Genomic DNA, 19453 nt, shown 5'->3' with positions numbered 1-19453 from the left:
TTCGTTGAGTAGAGCCCCGCACGGCTCGTTCGGGAGAGGATCACATGACGCACGCCATTCAGGACGTGGTCGTCCGTGACATCGATCCGGTCGGCTCCGAGGAGATCACCGACGTGCTCGTCGCGGCGATGAGCGACGGGGCGGTCGCCCGCTGGCTGATGCCGGCCGACGCGCTGCGCCGCCAGTCCAGCCCCGAGTACTTCGCGATCTTCGCCGAGCACGCGGTGCACCACGGCGAGGTGTACGCCAGCGTCGACCCCATCGACGGGAAACTTTCCGGGGTCGCGCTGTGGTTCCCGCTGACGCACGTCATCCCGGCGCCGGTCGACTACGACAGCCGGCTCAAGGACGTCGCGGGATACGCATACGACCGCGTGTGCGAACTCGACGCGGCATTGGAGGCCGAACACCCGCTCGGGCCGCACCACTACCTGGCGTTCGTAGCGGTGCGGCCCGACCGGCAGAACCTGGGAATCGGCAGCGCGCTGCTGGCCCGGCACCACGCCAGGCTCGACCGCGCCGGCCTCCCCGCATACCTGGAGGCGAACGATCCCCGTAATCGCGAGCTGTACCTGAGGCACGGCTATCAGAGCCGCCGTCCGATCATGCTGCCGGACGGCCCCCCGGTTTGGCCCATGTGGCGGGAACCGTTGCTGTAAAAGGGATGAGCGCGGCTGCGATGCTGCTCTGCTCTGAGCAGGACCCCCGACAGGTCCAGCCACGTCGAGGTGCAAGCTGTTCCGGCGCGTTAAACCGCCGGAAACTCATACAACCAGAACTGTTGCTCGTCGATTCGCTGAGCTTTCACATCGCCGGAGAGGCGGTGGAGCATCAGGCGGACGACGCGGGACATGCGCCGCACCTCGTCGGTTCGGCTGCAAAAGTCGAGGGCGATGAGACCGTTCTGCGCCGCTGCGGTCAGGTACATCGCGGTTACCAGCTCGCCGAATGCCGTGGCCGCCCGGGTGTCCGCCTGGGTGGCCACGAAGCCGCAGTACCAGATGCGCTTCTCGGTGAAGTGCTCCGGCCAGCGGCGCTGGAAGTACGGCGGTGAGATGAGCGGCACCGCGTCCAGCTGGTTGGTGTAGATCGAGACGCCCCGTACCGTGTCGTCGTCGTCGAGGCACAGGTACTTGTGCACCCTGGGGTCGTCCATCACGTCGTCGAACTCGTTGCGGTACATCAGGTGGCGCTGGACGGCCAGCGCGTTGAGCTCGGCGAATGCCTCCGAGTAGAGTGTCCACGCCTCTTCTCGCAGGTCACCCTGCACCAGATCGACAATCTTGACGTTCATGTCGAGCACTCCGATCGCCGTCGGCTGGGCACGTGGTTGGGTCGTAACCCAAAAGTCGATCAACATTTTTCGATCGATGGTGTATTGAGAGTAGTCCAAGAGTCACCGAGTGCAATATGGTGACTTCATTCCGTCGCCATCCGCGATCTTCGGGAGGGTCCATGGACCGCCTCGACGCCTTCCCGCCCCCCGCCGAGCTGGTCATCGATCTTGATCGGGTGGCCGCCGCGTATCGCGAGCTCACCGCCGCGCTGCCGGGCGTGGCGGTGCACTACGCGATGAAGTGCAACCCCCATCCGGAGATCCTCGCCCTGCTCCAGGCCCTCGGCGGCCGCTTCGAGATCGCCTCCGCGACCGAGCTCGACGCCCTGGTCGCGATCGGCACCGACCCCGCGACGGTGCTGTCGAGCAATCCGGTCAAGCCGCTGCCGCACATCGCCCGTCAGCACGCGGCCGGGGTGTGGCGCTTCGCCGTGGACTCCGAGGACGAGCTGGACAAGCTCGCCGTGGCCGCGCCCGGTGCGGCCGTCGTGGTGCGGCTGGCCGCGCACCAGATCCGCAGCGGGGTGCCGAGCGAGGGCAAGTTCGGCATTGACGCCGATCAGGCCGTCACGCTGATGCTGGCCGCACGCGAGCGCGGGCTGATCCCCTACGGCGCGGCCTTCCACGTCGGCTCGCAGATGCTGCTGCCGCACGCGTGGCGGGCGCCGCTGCGGGCCGTGGGGTACGTGATGTCTAAATTGGCGGCCGAAGATCTGTTCTTGCAAATGGTGAACCTCGGCGGTGGTTTTCCCGCGAAGTACACCGGCAAAATCCCGCCGCTGGCGGACTACGGCGCGACGATCGGCGCCGCCCTGCGCGATCTTCCCTACCCGGTTTCGGCGGTCTGCGAGCCGGGCCGGGCCCTCGTCGCGGCGGCCGGAACGCTGCGCACGACCGTGATCGGCACCGCCGTGCGGGGCGGCCGGCGCTGGGCGCACCTCGACGTGGGCGCCTTCAACGGGCTCATGGAGAGCCTGGAAACCGGCAATCAGCTGCGGTTTCCCGTCTCCGACTCGCGGGCCGGCGCGGTCCGCGACCGGTTTCACCTGACCGGGCCGACGTGCGACAGCCAGGACACGATCATGTTTGACGTGGAATTGTCGGCGGATCTTCGCGCCGGTGATCAGGTGTACATCGGCGGCACCGGTGCATATACCACTGTCTATGCATCGAGATTTAACGGTTTCGATGCTCCGGTGCAGCGCTGTGTGACTGGTGTGGCCATTGAAACCAGTGATGACGCTGCGTACTGTGGTTGACGCGCTCAGTTCCAACGGGGCTTCATCATTCGGCCGCTCCAACGGAGGAATAGTGTCCCGAACCCGCCGGGTCGTCACCGCGCTCGCCTCAGCGGCGCTGTTATCCACCGCCGTCGTCGCCGTCAGCGCCAATCCGGCCCTCGCGGCCGCCGATCAGGTCGCCGCCGGCGGATACGCCGCCGTCATCAAGCGCACCTCCTACGGGGTGCCCCACATCACCGCGTCGAACGTCGGCTCCGTCGCCTTCGGGCAGGCCTGGGCCTACGCCGAGGACCGCTTCTGCGACCTCGCCGACCAGATCGTCAAGGTGCGCAGCGAGCGCTCCCGCTACTTCGGCCCCGGCCCGGACGACGCCAACCTCGCCACCGACTTCGCCTACGCCAACCTGGGCGTGATCGAGCGGGCCCAGGTCCAGGCGGCCACGATGACCGGCGACACCCGCGACATGGTCAACGGGTTCGTGCGCGGCTACAACGCCTTCCTCGCCAACCGCGGCGCGGCCCGCGTGCCCGGCTGGTGCGCCGGCCAGCCGTGGGTCAAGCCGATCACGGCCGTCGACCTGCTCGCCTACGACCGCGACATCGCCCTGCTGGCCAGCGGCGGCGCGCTGATCTTCCCGATCGCGGCCGCGACGCCCCCGTCGACCGCCGCCCTCGCGGTGTCGAAGCAGCAGGTGAAGGACGACGTCGCCCAGCTGATGGACCAGAGCAGCGCCGTGTCCAGCAACGGCTGGGCCCTCGGCGCCGACAAGTCGCAGACCGGCAAGGGCATGCTCATCGGCAACCCCCACTTCCCGTGGGAGGGCGAGCTGCGCTTCTGGGAGTCGCAGCTCACGGTGGGCAGCAGCCTCAACGTCTACGGTGCGAGCCTCGGCGGCCTGCCCGGCGTGCAGATCGGCTTCACCGACAAGGTCGCGTGGACGCACACGGTCGCGGCCGGTGCCCGCTACACGTTCTACTCGGTGAACCTGGTGCCCGGGCAGCCGACGCGATACACCGTCGACGGCGTCCCCGAGGCGATGACCGGCAAGAGCGTCACCCTCCAGGTCAAGCAGCCGGGCGGCACCCTGGCCCCCGTCACCCGGACCATGTACTCGACGCGCTACGGCCCGGTCCTGGACCTGTCGGCGATCGACCCGTCGCTCGGGTGGAACGAGTTCTCCGCGATCACCTACCGCGACGCGAACATCGACAACGACAAGCTCATCCCGACCTGGCTGGCCATGGCCCGGGCCACCGACACCAACGGCCTGCGCAACGCCATCGCCGCCAACCAGGGCATCCCGTGGGTGAACACGATCGCCACCGACTCGGCCGGCAACGCGTTCTACACCGACTCCTCGCCGACGCCGAACCTCTCGCCGGCCTCGATCGCGGAGTGGGCGAGCAACCCGCTCGGCCTGCTCGACGGCAGCAACAGCGCCAACGCCTGGGTCAACGAGCCGGGCGCCCGCTCCCCGGGCCTGGTGCCGTTCGCCCGCCAGCCGCAGCTGACCCGCCGCGACTACGTCTTCAACTCCAACGACAGCCACTGGGTGCCCAACGCCAACCAGTTCCTGACCGGCTTCACGCCGCTGCAGGGTCCGGAGGGCACGCCGCTGAGCGTGCGGACGCGGCAGAACGCGAAACTGATCAACAGCAAGGCCAAGTTCGCCCTGGCCGACCTGGGCCCCACGATCCTGTCCGGTGACACCTACACGGCCTCGCAGCTGGCCGCCTACACCGTCTCGGCCTGCCAGGCCCGCGGACACACACCGGTCGTCGTCGACGGCACCGCTGTCGACATCGCCCCCGGGTGTACCGTGCTGGCGGCCTGGGACAAGCAGATGGAGCTCGCCAGCCGGGGTGCCGTGCTGTGGCGCGAGACCATCGGCGCGGTGGTCGCGGCCAACCCCGGCGCGCTCAACGAGGCCGGACCGCTCTTCGGCGTCCCGTTCAACCCGGCCGACCCGACGCGCACCCCGCGCGGCGCACCGGCCTCCCCGAACGAGATCCTGGCCGGCCTGGCCCGCGGCATGCAGCGGATGCGGACGGTGGGCCTGCCGCTCAACGTGCAGATGTCGCAGATGCAGTACACGATCAAGAACGGCGTCAAGATCCCGGTGCCGGGCTCCACCGAGAACCTCGGCATCGCCAACATGGCGCAGTATCAGGTCGCCCCCGGCACGTCGCTGGAGCCGTTCATGGACCCGGGCACGTTCGTGCCCGGCAGCGACCTGACCGACAAGGGCTACGTGGTCAACTACGGCACCAGCTTCCTGCTGACCCTGGCCTACACCAGCAGCGGCCCGTCCGCGAAGTGCATCCTCACCTACAGCGAGTCCGGTGACCGCGCCTCGCCCAACTATTCGGACCAGACGCAGCTGTACTCGCAGAAGCGGCTCCGCGACTGCTCGTACTCGGCCGCGGCCATCAGCGCCGACACCAAGTCGGTCGAGGTCATCGCGGCCACCGCCTGATCGCGCGCTCAGCCTGTGACCCCGGGGCACCCACCCGGGGTCACGGCGTGAGCGTTGCGTAATCTTCACCTCGCTCGATGTTTGCGGAGACCCACCCCTGAGCTGCTCGGCTGGTTTGCCAGTGGATCAGGGCTTAAGGTGTGTCGCGGGGGCACATGGCGGTGTCGAGCCGGGAGGTTGGCATGCAGGCCCAGGAATGGCCGAGTGTTCCTCCCGCCGCTACCACTTCTTCACCCTCCGTGTCGATCCCAGCACAGGCATCGCTGCGGCCGTCGTCGTTCCGCTCCCGCGTGACGCGCACGCTCGCCTCGCGCAATGTGCTGCGTGCACGCCGTACCAATGCCGCCGTCCTCGGTCCTGAGGACGACACCGTCGAGGTCACTCCGTTGGGGATGCACGACGAGCACGCGGGCGCCACCGGCACCCGCGCGGCCGTGCTCGAGCTGGCGTTCCGCGAGTCCGACTGGACCATCGAGCGCATCCTGGCCGAGCGGGCCGTCGAGCCTCTGTTCCAGCCGATCGTCGACCTGCGCGACCTGCGCCCGGTCGGCGTCGAGGCCCTCGCCCGCGGCCCCGTCGGCAGCCCGCTGTGGCGGGCCCGCGACCTGTTCACCGCCGCGATGGCCGCCGGCCGCCTGGCCGAGCTCGACACCCTGTGCGCCGAGCGCGCCCTGGAGACCGCCCACGCGCACGAGGTCCCGCTGGTCTTCGTCAACGCCGAGCCGGCCGTGGTCGACCAGCCACTGTCCGAACGCCTCGAGCGGCTGATGCGCGACGCCCCGTTCCGGATGATCCTCGAATACACGGAGCGCGCCCTCGCCGCCCACCCGGCCGCCCTCCTCCAGTTGGCCGCCGCGGTCCAGTCCCACGGCCACGGCCTGGCCCTGGACGACGTCGGCGCCGACCCCATGTCGCTGGCGTTCCTGCCGCTGCTGGAGCCCGAGGTCGTGAAGCTCGACCTGCAGCTCCTGCGCACCCCCCACGCCGCCCGCACCATCGAGGTGGTGGCCGCGGTCAACGCGGTCGCCGAGCAGACCGGCGCCACGATCGTCGCCGAGGGCATCGAAACCCCGCAGGACCTGGCCAACGCCCGCGCCCTGGGCGCGAACTGGGGCCAGGGCCTGCTGTTCGGCGGCCCCGGTCCGCTGGCACCCCAGCCGTTCGCGGACGCCGGGGCGCTGCGCCGGTCCCGCCCGCAGCTCCACCTCCCGACCGGCACCCCGTTCGAGGCCGCCGCGGCCCGCGGCCGGTCCCGCCCCGCCACCCCCGAGATCTTCACCACCCACCTGGAGCACGTCCTGCGCCGGGCCGGCGACGGCGCCGTCGTCCTGGCCCGCTGCACCAGCCCCGACACCGCCCGCACCTGGCTGCCGGCCCTGACCACCCTGGCCGAGCGGGCCGCGTTCGTCGGCCTGGTCGCACCGCTGCACCCGGCGTCGGTGGGTCCGGGGGTACGGTTCGCACTCGGCGGCAACGCCCCGGTGGAGGAGTGCGCACTGGTGGTGGTGGCGCCGCGCTACACGGCCGCGGTCAGCGGCCGCGGCTCGGCGGCGGCGCTGGAGTTCGCCCACACCGAGGACCGCGCCCTGGTCACCGAGATGGCCCGGATCATCCTGCAGCAACTGCCCCGCTGACGGCCGGGTCAGCGGGCGAGGACGGCGACGATCTCGGCGTAGCCGCGGTCGCGGGCGTGCTGCAGGGCGTCCACCCCGTCCTTGTCCGGCTGGTGGACGTTCGCGCCGGCGTCGAGCAGAATCCGCGCGATCTGCTGGTATGCGGCCGACCCGTCCCCGAGCAGGACGCACTCCAGCAGCGCCGTCCAGCCCAGGTTGTTGACGTGGTTGACGTTGATGCCGGTCCGCACGACGCGGCGGACGTACTCGACGTGGCCGCGTTCGCTGGCCGGAATGACCGAGACCCCGCCGTAGCGGTTCACGACGGTCAGGTCCGGCCCGGCCGGGAGCAGCGCCTCCAGCATGGCCACGCTGCCGGTCACGCCGGTCACGAGCCACGGCGTGTCGTGCCGGTCGTCGAGCGCGTCCGGGTCGGCGCCGGCCGCCACCAGCACGCGCGCGGCCTCGACGCGGTCGTTGGCCGCCGCCAGCAGGAGCGCCGTGCGCCGGTGCTCGTCGCGGGCTTCGAGGTCGGCGCCGGCCGCCAGCGCCGCGCGGACGCCCTCGGTGTCGCCGGCGGCCGCGGCGGTGAGCAGGTCGGCGGTCATAGTGCCCTCCGGGGCCGGAGCCGGGGCGGAGCAGGCGCCCAGCGCGAACAGGAACGACAGCAGCAACGGCAGGGATCGGCGTCTCACCGGCGGATCAGCTTCCGTTCGACGGCGGCGTGGACCGCGGCGGTGCGCGAGTCGACGCCGAGCTTCGTGTAGATGTGCACCAGGTGCGTCTTGACCGTGGCCTCGCTGATGAACAGCGCTCGGCCGATCTCGCGGTTGGAGCGGCCCCGGGCGAGCAGGCCGACGATCTCGATCTCCCGGGCGCTGAGCGTGTCCTGCGGCCCGCGCAGCCGGTTCATGAGCCGGGCGGCGATCGGCGGCGACAGGACCGTCTGCCCGGCCGCGGCGGCATGGACGGCCCGGAACAGCTCCTCGGGCGGGCAGTCCTTCAGCAGGTAGCCGGTCGCGCCGGCCTCGACCGCGCGGACGATGTCGGTCTCGGTGTCGTAGGTGGTCAGCACCAGCACCCGGGGCGGGTCGGGCAGCGCGCGGAGCCGGTCGGTGGCCACGACCCCGTCGACGCCGTCCCCGAGCTGCAGATCCATCAGGACCACCGCGGGGCGCAGGGCGGCCGCCAGCCGGACCGCGTCGTCCGCGGTCGCCGCCTCCGCCACCACCTCCAGGTCCGCCTGGCCGCTGAGCAGCGCCAGCAACCCGGCCCGCACGACGGGATGGTCGTCGACCACCATCACCCGCAGCGTCATGCCGCCTCCCGGAATTTGAGGTGTACCGCGAGCGCCGTGCCCTCGCCGGGCGCGCTCTCGACACTGACCGTGCCACCGAGCCGGGCGATCCGCTCGCGCATGCCGGTGAGCCCGAACCCGCCGGTGACCGCGGCCGGGTCGAAGCCGGCGCCGTCGTCGTAGACGTCGAGCATCACCTCGTCGTCGCCGTAGGTCAGCGTCACCGCGGCCTGCCCGGCCCCCGCGTGCGCCCCGACGTTGGCCAGCGCGCTCTGCGCCACCCGCAGCAGCGCCACCTCGTAGTCCAGGTCCAGCGCGAGCGGCGCGCCGGTCACGGTGAAGCGGACGGCCGTGCCGGTGTCGCGTTCGGCCGCCGCGCACAGCCGCGACAGCGCCTCGGTCAGCGTCGCGTCATCGAGCGCGGGGGAGGCCAGGCCGCGCACGAACCGCCGGGCCTCGGCCAGGTTGTCCCGCGCCGTGGCCGCCGACGCCCGGACGTGCGCCCGGGCCTGGTCCGGGTGGGCCGTCCAGTCCCGGTCGGCCGCCTGCAGCAGCAGGTTCATGCTCGACAGCCCCTGGGCCAGGGTGTCGTGGATCTCCCGGGACAGGCGGGCCCGCTCGGCCAGCGCGCCCGCCTCCCGCTGGCTGCGATCCAGCTCCTCCCGCGCGGCGACCAGCTCGTCGAGGGCCAGCCGGCGGGCCCGGTTCTGCCGGTCCAGCTCGAGGAAGACGGCCGCGGTCAGCACGGCGACGCCGGCCGGGCCGAGCAGCAGGCTCAGGTCGAACCGGTCGGCCAGCCGGACCTGCGCGATGACCACCGCGGCGGTGAGCAGCGCGACCAGCGGCCAGATCGCTCGCCGCGGCAGCTGGAGCAGCCCGGCGAAGAACAGCGGGATCGCGCACCAGGCGAAGCTCGGCGCGGCGAAGACCAGCGCGAGGAACGCGCCCGTCAGGACCGCGAAGCGGATCACCGGAGCCCGGTTCGTCAGCTCGTTCAGCAGGAAGGCGCTCAGCAGCACACCGGCCAGCAGCAGCGGACCGGCGCTGCCGGCGTCCCACCCGTGGTAGGCGATGTAGCGGGTGCTCGAGGCGGTCAGCAGCAGCAGGCCCCGCCGCCGCCGTCTCGCCCTGGCCGCCGGCGCCGCCGGAGCCGCCGCCGTCATCGGCGTCACCGGCCTGACGGTCAGCGCGAACGCGGCCCCCGGTACCCCCGCCGCCGTTGCCTCGAAGAACGTCACCGTCGACAACCGGTCGCTGTCCATCGACGCCGCGGTCAAGGCCGCGCAGGCCGCGCTGAAGGCCGCCGAGCAGGGCGGCCACCGCGTCACGGTCGTCGTGCTGGACCGCGCCGGAACCGTCCAGGTCGAACTCAAGGGCGACGGCGCCGGCCCGCAGACCGCCGAGTCCGCCCACCGCAAGGCCTTCACCGCGGTCTCCTTCGGCCAGCCCACCTCCGTCCTGGCCGGCCGCGTGACCGGCGGCGGCGCCACCCTGCGCGACATCCCCGGCACCCTCTTCCTCGCCGGCGGCGTCCCGATCACCGTCGACGGCCAGCCCATCGCCGCCATCGGCGTCGGCGGTGCACCCAGCGGCGACCTCGACGAGCAGTACGCCACCGCCGGGGCCGCCACCCTGCGCTGAACCGGACCGCATGGGGCGATGGCCGTGGCGGCGGTCGAGGGTCACGGGGTGCTCTGGGGGACTTCCGTGTGCAGGATCGCGTCGCGGTGGGTCACGCCGGGGCCGGTGATGGTGAGTTTGAAGTCGCCCGCCCGGCTGGGGGTGTCCACGCTGAGGCGGTGGCCCGCGGGGATGGTCAGGCCCGGTGCGCGCAGGCGGTCCGGGCCTTTCGCGGCGGAGTCGCAGTCGCCGCTCAGGCCGAGGCAGACGGTGACCGGGGCGCCGGTGGTGTTGTACAGCGTGAACCGCGCCTCGGTGCTCGTGCCGTACCAGTCGTCGCCGAACCCGTCGGCGACGATCTGCGCCTCGGCCCGGGGCACGTAGAGCCCGACCGCGACCAGGGCGACGATCACGAGCAGCGCGGCGGCCGTGAACCAGGGTGTGTCCGCGTCGGCCCACAGTGCCCGGGCTATCAGGAGCACGACGGCGACGCCGACGATGACGAGCAGGACGTGGAGGTTGTGCACCCGCGCCGGGGTCCGGTACGGGCCGGCGCCCTCGTCCGGCGGCACGACCAGGCTCCACCGGAACACGCATCCGCCGCACACGACGAGCACGCCCAGGCCCGCGATCCAGGCAAGAGCCGCATCGACTGCGCTGTTACCCGCCCCCCGCCCCATGCCTCGAGAATAGCGACGAAGGTCAAACTCGCCGGCGCCGCCGCAGGAAGAACGCGCCCGCGGCCAGCGAGAGGGCGAGCACCCCACCGGCCCCGGCGAGGACCGGCGTCGAGGTGATCTCGGACGCGGCGGTGAGCGGCGGCGGGCTGCTCGACGGGGCCGCCCCACCGGAGCTGGGCGCGGCATCGGCACCGGCGGCGTTCGCGATGGCGGCGGTGGGGTTGCCGGCGTCGGTGGGGGCGGCCAAGGGGGAAGCCGCCCGTGACGTGCTGCTGCCGGCGGAGGTGGTGGTGGCGGCGGCCGCGAAGACCACGTCGGAGCACGAGTAGTACGTGTCCTCGGTGCTGGTGTTCTGCCAGATCGTGTACATCACGTGCGGGCCGGACTTGCCCTTGGGCAGCGTCGCCTTGATCGTGTAGGCCTTGTTCTGCAGCGGCGGGTCGGTGGCGGTCGCGAACGGTACCGTCTCCAGGTCCGACCAGCGAAGCGTCCGGCTCGGCGAGTAGCCGTCCTTGGTCAGGTAGATGCGGAAGCTGCCCTGGTGCGGGATCCGCTCGGCGTACTGGAACGTGAAGGCCGCCCCGGCGGTGAGCTTCGTCGCGGGCCAGTCGGTGCGGGCCAGGTCGAGGCCCTTGTACGCGGCGATACCCCCGCTGCACAGCCGGCCGTCGGGGATGACCTGCCGGTCGCGGCCGTCGACGTTCGCCACCCGGATGTTGTCCCAGTCGGCGACGTCGGCCCCGGCCGCGACCGCGGCCTTGCACGCGGCGGAGCTCTTCTGCTGCGCCGTGCCCGCGCCGCACGCGTACGCGCGGCTCACCGGGTTCGACGGCGCGCCGTGCGCCTGCGCCGCGGCCGGCAGCAGGGCCGGCGACCCCAGGGCGCCGAGCAGCGACGCGGCGATCACGGCCGACGTACGGCGTACGGTCATCCAGGCAGCCCCAACCCTCGAGTCATCCGCCGGGTGGTACGGGCGGCGGGGCCCCAGGGTTCAGCCGGAAGTCAGCGGATGCGGGCGACCGCGCCGAAGCAGGCGACCTCTTCGGCGGACGGCCGCGGGCCGGGGACGTCGGCCGCGTGCCAGTGGGCGACGGACTCGATCCCCGGCGGGACCAGGTCGAACGCCGAGAGCAGCTCCGCGAAGCGGGCGCCGGTGCGGGCCTGGAAGCGGCCGTCGGCGTTGTTGCGGGTCAGCGTGGCGATGACCTCGGGCGGGAGAAACTCCCAGGTGGCGTGGGACGCGACCAGGTAGCTGCCCGGGGCCAGGGCCGACGTGAGCCGGTCGATGATCTCCTGCGGGTGCTCGTCCTCGCGGATGAAGTGCAGGACCGCGACCAGCAGCAGCGCGACCGGCTGGGACAGGTCGAGGGTGGCCGGCAGGTCGGGGTGGGCCAGGATCGCGGCCGGGTCGCGCAGGTCGCCGTCGATGTAGGCGTTGGTGCCGCCCGGGGCGCTGGTCAGCAGGGCGCGGGCGTGGGTGAGGACGATCGGGTCGTTGTCGACGTAGACGACGCGGCTCGACGGGTCGACCGACTGGGCGATCTCGTGCGTGTTGTTGGGCGCGGGGATGCCGGTGCCGATGTCGAGGAACTGGCGGATGCCCTGCTCGGCCAGGTAGCGCACGGCCCGGCCCATGAAGGCGCGGTTCTCCACGGCCATGAGCTTCACGCCCGGCATGGCGGCGGCGATCGCGTCGCCCGAGGCGCGGTCCGCGGCGAAGTGGTCCTTGCCGCCGAGCCAGTAGTTGTAGCGCCGGGCCGGGTGCGCGACGCTGGTGTCGATGCGCGGGCGGGCGTCGTCCGTCGTGTCCATCAGGTCACCATCGTAGCCACCAGCGCGTGCACTCGGTCAATGCCGTGGTTACGCTCGCGCCGTGAGCGCGGTGGATGCGGTGCGAGTCGCGGTGGTGGCGCACCGGAAGAAGACGTTCGGCGGCGGGCTGGCCGAGCTGCGGCGGGAGCTGGAGCGGGCCGGTGTCGAGACCGTCGACTGGCGTGAGGTACCCAAAAGTAAAAAGGCGCCCAAGCAGGTCCGCCAGGCCGTGGACGCCGGTGCGAATTTGATCTTCGTGTGGGGCGGGGACGGCATGGTGCAGCGCTGCATCGACGCCCTGGCCGGGTCCGGCGCGCAGGACGTCACCGTCGCGATCCTGCCGGCCGGCACCGGCAACCTGTTCGCCTCCGCGCTGCGCATCCCCCGCGACGTCCGGGCGGCCGTGGACATCGGGCTGCGCGGCGGCCGCCGGCAGTACGACCTTGGCCGGATCGACGGGGAGCACTTCGCGGTGATGGCCGGGGCCGGCTTCGACGCCGAGCTGTTCGAGGACGCCGACCGGGGCATGAAGCGCCGCGCGGGCCGCTTCGCGTATTGGCGCACCGCCCTGCGCCACGTCGGCGACGCGCCCGTGCACACGATCGTGCACCTCGACGACGAGCCGTGGTTCGAGGGACCGGCGACGTGCCTGCTCATGGGCAACATCGGGACGATCTCGGGCGGCATCAAGGCCTTCGACGACGCCAGCCCGTTCGACGGCCGGCTCGAGGTGGGCGTGACCACGGCCCGCGGCGCGCTGCAGTGGGCGCGCACGATCGGGACCATGGCGACGGGCCGCACGGACCGTTCCCGGTTCGTCAAGATCGGCAGTGCGTCGCGGGTGTACGCCGAGTTCGCCGAACCGGTCCTCCTGGAGCTGGACGGCGGCGCCCGCAAGCGCGTCAAGCGCCTGGAGGCCGAGGCGGTCCCGGCCGCGGTCACCCTCGCGGTGCCGGCCCCGAAGTGAGATCCGCACCCGGTGTGACGGGTCGGCATGTGACGTGGACCCGGGTGGCCGGATTCTGACGCATTCGTCCGGTAGCCTGGCGTTCATGGTGCTGAGGACCCCCGATTCGGAGGCCGGCGCCGCCGGGCTCACCGCGATCCTGGAGCAACCCCAGGAGGCGTCGCTGGCGTTCGACTTCGACGGCGTGCTGTCGCCGATCGTGGCCGACCCGGGCTCCTCCCGGCCCTATCCCGGGGTCGTGGCCGCCCTGGGCCGCCTCGCCGAGCTGGTCGGCTCGGTTTCGATCATCACCGGGCGGCCGGTCGCGGACGTGCTGCGGCTCGGGGATCTCGGGGAGCTGGCGGTGCTCGAGCATTTCTCGATCTACGGGGTCTACGGCATGCAGCGGTGGGACTGGGCGTCGCGCTCGGTCGTCTCGGAGCCGGTGCCGGCCGGGGTGGCGGCGGCGCGGGCCGAGCTGCCGGCGGTGCTGGACGGGGCCGGGTTCGGCGGGGTGTCGATCGAGGACAAGGCGATGTCGGTGGCGGTGCACACCCGCCGCGCGGACGCGCCGCACGAGGCGTTCGCGGCGCTCCGGGAGCCCCTGGCCGAGGTGGCGGCGCGGCACGGGCTGGCGGTGGAGCCGGGCCGGATGGTGCTGGAGCTGCGGCCGCCGGGGATCGACAAGGGCCACGCCCTGGAGTCGATCGTGTCGGCGCATCGGGTGCGCGCGGTCGCCTACTTCGGGGATGATCTCGGCGATCTGGCCGCGTTCGACGCGGTGGAGCGGCTGCGGGAGACCGGTGTCTTCGGGTTGAAGGTGTGCAGCGGCTCGGATGAGGTGCCGCGCCTGGCGGAGCGCGCGGATCTGATCGTCGACGGCCCGCCGGGTGTGCTCGAGTTCGTGGAAGGTCTGAACGAGCGCTTGAAGTGAACTGCGCCCCGGTCCGAATCGGGCCGGGGCGCACTTCGTATGCGGGCAGGCGGCCAGCGCCGTGGCGACATTTGAGCGGTTCCATCGCGTGCTAGCGCAATTCCGTTTGAACCCCGATGTGGAATCGGAGGGGCTACCGCCGGGCCTGGCTCAGTCCCGCATGGCTTCTATTCCACCGCCGGATCCGCTTGCGGTCAAAGCATTTACGCCGCCGCTGCGAACAGCGACGCGTAGACGAGCCGCTCGCCGTCGGTGACGACCTGACCGGCGACCGTGCCGCTGTCCACGGTGGACAGTCGCAGGCCGAGGTACTGCTCCTCCTCGACCAGCTCGCCCGGCGGCCACGGCGCCGCCGCCAGCCAGCCCCGGACCTCGTCGGCCCGGTCCCGCCGGCGTCCGGCGAGCTCGGCCCGCAGCCCGTCGACGCTGCCGGCGCGCAGCGGTGCCTCGGCCCGCTCCGGTGCGGCGCTGAACCACGCGGCCGGCCCGTAGGCGAAGCAGACCAGCGCGGTCCACACGTCGGCGAAGTACTCCGGGTCGGGCGCGATCTCGACGCCCGCGAGGGTGTCGCCGACGAAGAAGAGCGCGCCGAGCTGCCCGTCCAACCGCTCCAGCCGGCTCTGGTACTGCGTGAGCCCGGCCCGCTGCCGCGTGAGCACCTGCTCGAGGTGGCCCCGCGCCGGCAGGCCGTAGCGCCGGTTGAACGTGGCGATGTCGCCCCACAACTTGCTGAAGTTGGCCGTGGTCCGCAGCCGCAGGGCCGCGGCCCGCAGCTCGACGGGGAGCACGAAGAACCACTGGTCGTCGCGGCCGGCCAGGTATCCGCCCTGCGACTCCTGCACGCAGCAGGCGTCCTCGAACCGCAGCGTCTGCCCGGCCGCGATGAACGCGGACCGGCACAGGGCGTGGTTCTGGGCGGCGTCCTGGATGTAGCCGACGTGCAGGGGCACGATGGCGACTCCGGACGCGGCCGGGTTGGCCAGTTCGACCTGGCCGTAGGTGACGACCCGGCCGAGCTTGAGCCCGTGCCGCGGTGGCACGATCCCCGGGTAGGCGGGTCCGAAGACGGGCACCATGGTGAGCGCACCCGCCCGCTGCGGCTGGCCGAGCCGGTATCCCGACCCGTCGACCGCGCGCGGCAGCATGTCGAGCGCGTTCATGGCAGTACACCTTCCAATATCTTCTCGATCGCGGAAAGCCGGCGCCGCAGCTCCAGCCCGACCCAGCGGTCCGCCTCGGCACCGTCCACATGGGACAGTGTCCAGAGCACGAGCGGGGCGAGGTCGGCCGAGTGCCAGAAGGTCCGCAGCGGCAGCCCGTCGGCGGCCCGCCGCAGCGTCAGGTCGTCGGCCCGCCCGAACACGGCCTGGCAGAACACGACCGGCGCCGCGACCCCCGCACCGGGCAGGGCGGCGGCGACCCGGGCGAGGTCGCCGGGGTATACGTTCTCGTAGCCGTCCGACGCGACCGCGATGACGTCCGGCGCGGTGGCGGCCGCCTCGAGCACAGCGCCGGCGAGGTCGGTGGCACCCGCGGGCATCGACCCGCCGGTGGGGATGACGACGAGCCGCGAACAGACCCGCTCGAGCACCATCCGGAGCGCGCTGACCTGCGAGAACACCGCCCATTCCCGGCTGCCGTAGCCGCGCATGGAGGCCGAGCTGTCAACGACAAGCGCGAGCTTTCCATGGTACTGCGGCATCCCGTCGGTCAGCACCCGCACGTACTCGTCAGCCGCCGCCGCGAGCTCGGCGCTGGCCCCGCCCCGGTAGAGGTGCACGAGCGCGGCCGCCGGCTCACCCCGATTGGTGGCGGTGACGGTATCCGGTCGCTCCCCGACCAGATCGAGGTCAGCCCCCGCCGCGGGCAGCACGGCATCCACAGTGGACCGCGCGTAGAGCGCGACGGCCGACCCGCTGGCATACCGCCCCCGAGCCGTAGCCTGGCCGAGCGCGTGCTCGAAGCAGTCGACCGCCATCTTCCGCCGGGCCGCGACGATAGCGGCCGCCTGCGGATGCTCGAACAGCAACGCCAACGTGGCCCGCGTGACATGCCGATGATTGGCCCGCCGCCGCCGAGCCGCCAGCAGCACGGTGAGCACATCAGCCGGCGGCAGCCCGAGTACGAGAACCCGGACGACCCGATTGAGGGTACTGCGAACACCCGGCTCGACCCCGCCCCAGGAGGCGGTCAGCAGCCGCAGCAACACCCGGGCCCGCTGCCCGGCGGAGACGCCCGGCATGAGCGCACCGAGCGCGTACCGCTCCGGATCAGCGAGATGGGCCGCGACGTGAAGCTCCTCGTCATCCCAGACGACCGCCCCACCACGAGGCACCCGCAGCACCCCGTCATGGCGCCGCAGATGATGCACGAAGATGTTGGTCACGCCACCGAAGATAAGCGCGAAAAAATCGGTGGATCGACACGTTTTCCATGTGCTCCATCCCCGCCTCCGGTGACTACAGCCCACGGGCTATGCGAGTTCCCGCGCTGCCTGTCGCAGGAAGAGGTCGACCTGCTGGCGCGAGTAGCCGCGGAACGTGACCGGGAAGGCCGCTCGGCGCACGGCCGCCGCGGTCTCGGCCCGGGTGGTGGCGCTGCCGGAGGTCAGGGCCTGGTTGACCCGTTGTACCAGCCGGTCCACGGCGGCCGCGTCGTAGCCGCGCAGGGTGACCTCGAACTCCGCCACGGGTGCCGGCGAACCGGTCGCCGTGTGCGGGCCCGGATCCGCGCCGGGTGCGCCCGCAAGCTGCCCGGTCAATGTTGCGATCGCGCTGTCGACCTGGGCTCGGTCGAAGCCGCGCAGTACGACGGGCAGGTTCGCTCGGCGCAGTGCGGCGGCCGCATCCGCCCGTGCACCGGCGTCGGTGGACGTGAGGGCGGTGACGGCCGGGGCCAGGAGGGCGTCCACGGCTTGCGGGTTGTATCCACGCAGTACCACGGAGAATGTATAGGCGGTCATCGACCCAGTGTTGTGGACCCGGTCAAACGTCGCCGCCGGTCGGATGGCGGTCGGCTTCGGCTTCCCGGACCCGGGCCCGGTTGATCTTCGCGTCGAAGCGGGCGTGGCGGTCGATCAGGGCCTGCCGGTCGATGTCGATGTATGCGCGGTCGGCCGGGTCGTAGCGCATCGGCAGGACGGAGCCGACGGTCTCGTCCTGCAGCAGGAAGTGCGTGCGCTCGACGCGGGTGATGGTCGTGGTGTGGCCGTCGCCGAAGTGCACGCGCAGCCGGAGCTTGTTGTTGGGTCGGACCACGCCGCTCGCCCAGCCCCACGGGCGGGACTCCAGCACTGTCGCATCGGCCTCGGCGCCGTGGCGCATGATCCGGCGGTGGCGCGGCAGCAGGCGTAGCGGCCACGGACGATATATCACCGGCCAATCGTAGGAGCCGCGCCGGCGTCCTGCCGCCGGCGTGACCGGGACCGGACATCCCGTACCCCGTGAACGCCGGCCGATCGGGTGTCGACGTCGGGTCGCCCTGGTCTCGGGGTTCGCGCGCCGGGGTCGCGCCGTCTGCGCCTGCGTCCGCGCCGTCTGCGCCTGCGTCCGCGCCGTCTGTGCTCGCGTCCGCGCCGTCCGCGTCCGCGCCGCCTGCCTCAGCGCCGGTCGGTGGTACGGGGTCGGTGGCGTCGGTGCGGACATTCGTGTGCTGTTCGACGGGTCGCCGCTGCTGCGTCGGTGGTGTTCGCCGACGCCGACGGGCGGATCGCGGTCGGCCGGGATGCGGTGCACCTGGCCCGTGCCGTGCCGGAGCGGTTCGAATCGGCGCCGAAGCGCTGCATCGACGGCGGGCACCTTTGCTGCTCGGCGACCGGGAGCACGCCGTGGCCGACCTGATCGCGGGGGTGCCGCGCCGGGTCGTGGACGAGGCGCGGCGGACGGTGGACGGGCCATGTCGCGGCCGGTTACGTCGCGGAGGACGGCTGGGCGGCACCGCGCCGCACCGTGCGATCGCGGTGGACCCGATGACGCTGGAGTGGCCGGAGACGGTCGTGGCCGAAGGCGTGCTCGTCCTGCCCCGCTAGAGCCCCGCCGCGGGTGTCAGTTGATCGGTGGGGCCCAGCCCGGCCGGGGGATCAGGCAGAACGGGTGGCCGGCGGGGTCGGCGAAGACGTGGTCGCCGGGGAGGGGCCGGGCGCCCAGGTCGAGTACGGCTTCGGTGGCGGTGGCGAGGTCGTCGACCATGACGTCGTGGTGCAGCTGCTGTGGGACGTCCGGGGCGGGCCAGGTGGGTGGGCGGTGGTCGGGTATGCGGCGGAACGCGATGCCGGAGGTGGTGTCGTCCCGCGCGACGACGACGAAGTCGCCGCCGTCGTAGGTGATGGGCCGGTCCAGCAGTGCGCTCCAGAAGCGCGCCGACGCGGCCGGGTCGGCGCAGTCGAAGATCAGGTGGTGCAGCCGGCCGATGGGCATGGCGTCCCCCTCACGTGGTCTTCAGCGAAGCGGTCACGGCGCGGGGGAGGAGGCGCAGTTCCCGCTTGTACTGCGGTGTCCGGATCGCCTTGCGGACGCGGTCGAGGGTCGCCTGCTCGCCCATCGCCGGCCACAGCGAGAACAGTAGCCAGTCGCGGGTGCGCATGGTGGCGCGGTCGGTGGACGGGTCGACGGCGATGATGCGGTCGGCGAGTTCGTCGAGGTACGGGTGGTTGCGTTCGGGGTCCTTGCCGCTGGCCTGCCGGACCGCTTCGGCCAGGAGGGTGAGCTGGTCCAGCTCCGGCAGCCCGGGGGTGGCGGCCAGGACCCGGCGGAGGCCGTCGACGTCGGCGCCGAACGCGGTGAACGCGTACATCGCGAAGGCCGGTCCGAGCCGTCTGTCGGCGGTCAGCGCGAGCGCCGCCTTCCAGCCCGCGGTGCGGGCGACGCCCTCGACCAGGCGGCGTTTGAGGGCGGCCAGGCCGTGGCGGTCCTTCGTCGCCGCGTAGTACTTCCAGCCGGCCAGGAAGCCGGCGGCGTCGCCCCGGTCGGCCAGCGCGGCGGCGATGTCGCGGTGGCCCTTCCAGGCGGTGCCGCCGGCGATCCGGTCGGCGGCGGCCCGGGCGGCGGCGATGTCGTCGGCGGCGAGCCGGTTGAGTACCTGCTGGCGGCCGATGCCGCAGGCGGGCGGCAGGTGCGGCCGGAGCGTGTCGGCGTCGTCGTCGGTGAGGGCGCCGATCGCGAGCAGCGCGCAGGCGGCGTCGGCGAAGTCGAACACGCCGCGCCGGCGGAGCCGGTCGACCTCGACGCGGTAGGGCTGCACCGGCCCGAGCACCCGCAGGACCGTCATCGGGCCGTCGCCGTCGGCCGGGAGGCGGGCCTCCAGTTCGCGCAGCACGGCGTCCCGGGGCCCGACCAGCGCGGCCGGCGTCGGGTAGGGCGGGCTCAGGGACGCCGTGCGCTCCGCGTCGGGCACGGCCGCGGTCAGGGCCTCGACCAGGACGTCGACCAAGGTCATGACACGGCAGTCTGGCATACGACGCCCGGCGGCTCCGGTATCACCCGGGGGTATATACGCGGTGT

At 72.5% G+C, this 19453-nt stretch carries 22 protein-coding genes; 9 read left to right on the top strand and 13 right to left on the bottom strand.

Annotated elements, in window-relative coordinates; all coding sequences use genetic code 11:
- Positions 1-44: 44 nt before the first annotated feature.
- Positions 45-659 (top strand): GNAT family N-acetyltransferase, encoded by a 615-nt coding sequence (locus ACIA8L_RS25345; protein WP_395908675.1) that lies wholly within the window; start codon positions 45-47, stop codon positions 657-659.
- Positions 660-748: 89 nt separating this feature from the next.
- On the opposite strand, the gene ACIA8L_RS25340 is transcribed toward ACIA8L_RS25345, so the two are convergent.
- Complete coding sequence (locus tag ACIA8L_RS25340) at positions 749-1294, bottom strand: hypothetical protein (RefSeq protein WP_395908673.1); 546 nt, start codon at positions 1292-1294, stop codon at positions 749-751.
- A 161-nt stretch (positions 1295-1455) separates the two neighbouring features.
- On the opposite strand from ACIA8L_RS25340, the gene ACIA8L_RS25335 reads away from it, so the two are divergent.
- The 3 genes from ACIA8L_RS25335 (at position 1456) to ACIA8L_RS25325 (ending at position 6687) form a co-directional block, all read left to right on the top strand.
- Positions 1456-2595, top strand: a complete 1140-nt coding sequence (locus tag ACIA8L_RS25335) for a type III PLP-dependent enzyme (RefSeq protein WP_395908671.1) — start codon at positions 1456-1458, stop codon at positions 2593-2595.
- 52 nt (positions 2596-2647) lie between these two features.
- Positions 2648-5053: a penicillin acylase family protein gene (locus tag ACIA8L_RS25330; protein WP_395908669.1), complete on the top strand. Its 2406-nt coding sequence runs from the start codon at positions 2648-2650 to the stop codon at positions 5051-5053.
- Between the two features lie 290 nt (positions 5054-5343).
- Positions 5344-6687: an EAL domain-containing protein gene (locus tag ACIA8L_RS25325; RefSeq protein ID WP_395908667.1), complete on the top strand. Its 1344-nt coding sequence runs from the start codon at positions 5344-5346 to the stop codon at positions 6685-6687.
- A gap of 8 nt (positions 6688-6695) precedes the next feature.
- Here ACIA8L_RS25325 and ACIA8L_RS25320 read toward each other — a convergent pair whose 3' ends face one another.
- Genes ACIA8L_RS25320 through ACIA8L_RS25310 form a run of 3 tightly spaced genes read right to left on the bottom strand, consistent with a single transcriptional unit; the run spans position 6696 to position 9126 of the window.
- Entirely contained in the window at positions 6696-7361 is a 666-nt protein-coding gene (locus tag ACIA8L_RS25320; RefSeq protein WP_395908665.1) for an ankyrin repeat domain-containing protein, read from the bottom strand.
- Positions 7358-7984 carry a response regulator gene (locus ACIA8L_RS25315; RefSeq protein WP_395908663.1) on the bottom strand — a complete coding sequence of 209 codons (627 nt, stop codon included), beginning with the start codon at positions 7982-7984 and terminating at the stop codon, positions 7358-7360. Before ACIA8L_RS25315 ends, ACIA8L_RS25320 begins: the two co-directional genes overlap by 4 nt.
- Positions 7981-9126 carry a sensor histidine kinase gene (locus ACIA8L_RS25310; RefSeq protein ID WP_395908661.1) on the bottom strand — a complete coding sequence of 382 codons (1146 nt, stop codon included), beginning with the start codon at positions 9124-9126 and terminating at the stop codon, positions 7981-7983. Before ACIA8L_RS25310 ends, ACIA8L_RS25315 begins: the two co-directional genes overlap by 4 nt.
- Between ACIA8L_RS25310 and ACIA8L_RS25305 the strand changes: the two genes are divergently transcribed.
- Positions 9044-9604: a heme-binding protein gene (locus ACIA8L_RS25305; RefSeq protein ID WP_395908659.1), complete on the top strand. Its 561-nt coding sequence runs from the start codon at positions 9044-9046 to the stop codon at positions 9602-9604. The genes ACIA8L_RS25310 and ACIA8L_RS25305 overlap by 83 nt on opposite strands.
- Positions 9605-9645: 41 nt before the next feature.
- On the opposite strand, the gene ACIA8L_RS25300 is transcribed toward ACIA8L_RS25305, so the two are convergent.
- The 3 genes from ACIA8L_RS25300 to ACIA8L_RS25290 form a co-directional block, all read right to left on the bottom strand.
- Positions 9646-10263, bottom strand: a complete 618-nt coding sequence (locus tag ACIA8L_RS25300; RefSeq protein WP_395908657.1) for a hypothetical protein — start codon at positions 10261-10263, stop codon at positions 9646-9648.
- A gap of 22 nt (positions 10264-10285) precedes the next feature.
- The gene (locus ACIA8L_RS25295; RefSeq protein WP_395908655.1) at positions 10286-11194 is read right to left on the bottom strand and encodes a lytic polysaccharide monooxygenase; all 909 of its coding nucleotides are present in this window, start codon (positions 11192-11194) and stop codon (positions 10286-10288) included.
- A 71-nt stretch (positions 11195-11265) separates the two neighbouring features.
- Positions 11266-12075, bottom strand: coding sequence for an SAM-dependent methyltransferase (locus ACIA8L_RS25290; RefSeq protein WP_395908653.1), 810 nt, complete (start codon positions 12073-12075; stop codon positions 11266-11268).
- 61 nt (positions 12076-12136) lie between these two features.
- On the opposite strand from ACIA8L_RS25290, the gene ACIA8L_RS25285 reads away from it, so the two are divergent.
- Together ACIA8L_RS25285 and otsB are read left to right on the top strand one after the other, a co-directional pair.
- Complete coding sequence (locus ACIA8L_RS25285) at positions 12137-13042, top strand: diacylglycerol/lipid kinase family protein (RefSeq protein WP_395908651.1); 906 nt, start codon at positions 12137-12139, stop codon at positions 13040-13042.
- A gap of 85 nt (positions 13043-13127) precedes the next feature.
- Positions 13128-13955 carry a trehalose-phosphatase gene (gene otsB, locus ACIA8L_RS25280; protein ID WP_395908649.1) on the top strand — a complete coding sequence of 276 codons (828 nt, stop codon included), beginning with the start codon at positions 13128-13130 and terminating at the stop codon, positions 13953-13955.
- Positions 13956-14158: 203 nt separating this feature from the next.
- Here otsB and ACIA8L_RS25275 read toward each other — a convergent pair whose 3' ends face one another.
- From ACIA8L_RS25275 to ACIA8L_RS25260, 4 genes are all read right to left on the bottom strand, one after another.
- Positions 14159-15115 carry an ARPP-1 family domain-containing protein gene (locus ACIA8L_RS25275; RefSeq protein ID WP_395908647.1) on the bottom strand — a complete coding sequence of 319 codons (957 nt, stop codon included), beginning with the start codon at positions 15113-15115 and terminating at the stop codon, positions 14159-14161.
- On the bottom strand, positions 15112-16341 hold the full coding sequence (locus ACIA8L_RS25270; RefSeq protein ID WP_395908645.1) for a hypothetical protein: 1230 nt from the start codon (positions 16339-16341) through the stop codon (positions 15112-15114). Before ACIA8L_RS25270 ends, ACIA8L_RS25275 begins: the two co-directional genes overlap by 4 nt.
- Before the next feature lie 87 nt (positions 16342-16428).
- A complete protein-coding gene (locus tag ACIA8L_RS25265; protein ID WP_395908643.1) occupies positions 16429-16917 on the bottom strand; it encodes a DivIVA domain-containing protein in 489 nt (162 codons plus the stop codon).
- Positions 16918-16939: 22 nt separating this feature from the next.
- Positions 16940-17329 (bottom strand): hypothetical protein, encoded by a 390-nt coding sequence (locus ACIA8L_RS25260; protein WP_395908641.1) that lies wholly within the window; start codon positions 17327-17329, stop codon positions 16940-16942.
- A gap of 306 nt (positions 17330-17635) precedes the next feature.
- On the opposite strand from ACIA8L_RS25260, the gene ACIA8L_RS25255 reads away from it, so the two are divergent.
- Both ACIA8L_RS25255 and ACIA8L_RS25250 read left to right on the top strand, forming a co-directional pair.
- Positions 17636-17794, top strand: coding sequence for a hypothetical protein (locus ACIA8L_RS25255; protein WP_395908639.1), 159 nt, complete (start codon positions 17636-17638; stop codon positions 17792-17794).
- The gene (locus tag ACIA8L_RS25250) at positions 17782-17982 is read left to right on the top strand and encodes a hypothetical protein (RefSeq protein ID WP_395908637.1); all 201 of its coding nucleotides are present in this window, start codon (positions 17782-17784) and stop codon (positions 17980-17982) included. Before ACIA8L_RS25255 ends, ACIA8L_RS25250 begins: the two co-directional genes overlap by 13 nt.
- A gap of 16 nt (positions 17983-17998) precedes the next feature.
- Here the strand turns inward: ACIA8L_RS25250 and ACIA8L_RS25245 are convergent, their stop codons facing one another.
- Together ACIA8L_RS25245 and ACIA8L_RS25240 are read right to left on the bottom strand one after the other, a co-directional pair.
- Positions 17999-18370: a VOC family protein gene (locus ACIA8L_RS25245; RefSeq protein WP_395908635.1), complete on the bottom strand. Its 372-nt coding sequence runs from the start codon at positions 18368-18370 to the stop codon at positions 17999-18001.
- A 10-nt stretch (positions 18371-18380) separates the two neighbouring features.
- The gene (locus ACIA8L_RS25240) at positions 18381-19388 is read right to left on the bottom strand and encodes a hypothetical protein (RefSeq protein WP_395908633.1); all 1008 of its coding nucleotides are present in this window, start codon (positions 19386-19388) and stop codon (positions 18381-18383) included.
- Between the last annotated feature and the right edge of the window lie 65 nt (positions 19389-19453).

It is taken from the genome of Dactylosporangium sp. NPDC051541, from assembly GCF_044454505.1.
Lineage (GTDB): Bacteria > Actinomycetota > Actinomycetes > Mycobacteriales > Micromonosporaceae > Dactylosporangium.
Note: the sequence above shows the minus strand (reverse complement) of the source record. Positions and strands in the feature narration are given on the sequence as shown.

Bases quoted from the DNA above. Each gene is read 5' to 3' on its own strand.
- ACIA8L_RS25345 (WP_395908675.1), top strand. From the start codon at position 45: ATGACGCACGCCATTCAGGACGTGGTCGTCCGTGACATCGATCCGGTC.
- ACIA8L_RS25340 (WP_395908673.1), bottom strand. From the start codon at position 1,294: ATGAACGTCAAGATTGTCGATCTGGTGCAGGGTGACCTGCGAGAAGAG.
- ACIA8L_RS25335 (WP_395908671.1), top strand. From the start codon at position 1,456: ATGGACCGCCTCGACGCCTTCCCGCCCCCCGCCGAGCTGGTCATCGAT.
- ACIA8L_RS25315 (WP_395908663.1), bottom strand. From the start codon at position 7,984: ATGACGCTGCGGGTGATGGTGGTCGACGACCATCCCGTCGTGCGGGCC.
- ACIA8L_RS25310 (WP_395908661.1), bottom strand. From the start codon at position 9,126: ATGACGGCGGCGGCTCCGGCGGCGCCGGCGGCCAGGGCGAGACGGCGG.
- ACIA8L_RS25300 (WP_395908657.1), bottom strand. From the start codon at position 10,263: ATGGGGCGGGGGGCGGGTAACAGCGCAGTCGATGCGGCTCTTGCCTGG.
- ACIA8L_RS25295 (WP_395908655.1), bottom strand. From the start codon at position 11,194: ATGACCGTACGCCGTACGTCGGCCGTGATCGCCGCGTCGCTGCTCGGC.
- ACIA8L_RS25290 (WP_395908653.1), bottom strand. From the start codon at position 12,075: ATGGACACGACGGACGACGCCCGCCCGCGCATCGACACCAGCGTCGCG.
- otsB (WP_395908649.1), top strand. From the start codon at position 13,128: ATGGTGCTGAGGACCCCCGATTCGGAGGCCGGCGCCGCCGGGCTCACC.
- ACIA8L_RS25275 (WP_395908647.1), bottom strand. From the start codon at position 15,115: ATGAACGCGCTCGACATGCTGCCGCGCGCGGTCGACGGGTCGGGATAC.
- ACIA8L_RS25265 (WP_395908643.1), bottom strand. From the start codon at position 16,917: ATGACCGCCTATACATTCTCCGTGGTACTGCGTGGATACAACCCGCAA.
- ACIA8L_RS25245 (WP_395908635.1), bottom strand. From the start codon at position 18,370: ATGCCCATCGGCCGGCTGCACCACCTGATCTTCGACTGCGCCGACCCG.
- ACIA8L_RS25240 (WP_395908633.1), bottom strand. From the start codon at position 19,388: ATGACCTTGGTCGACGTCCTGGTCGAGGCCCTGACCGCGGCCGTGCCC.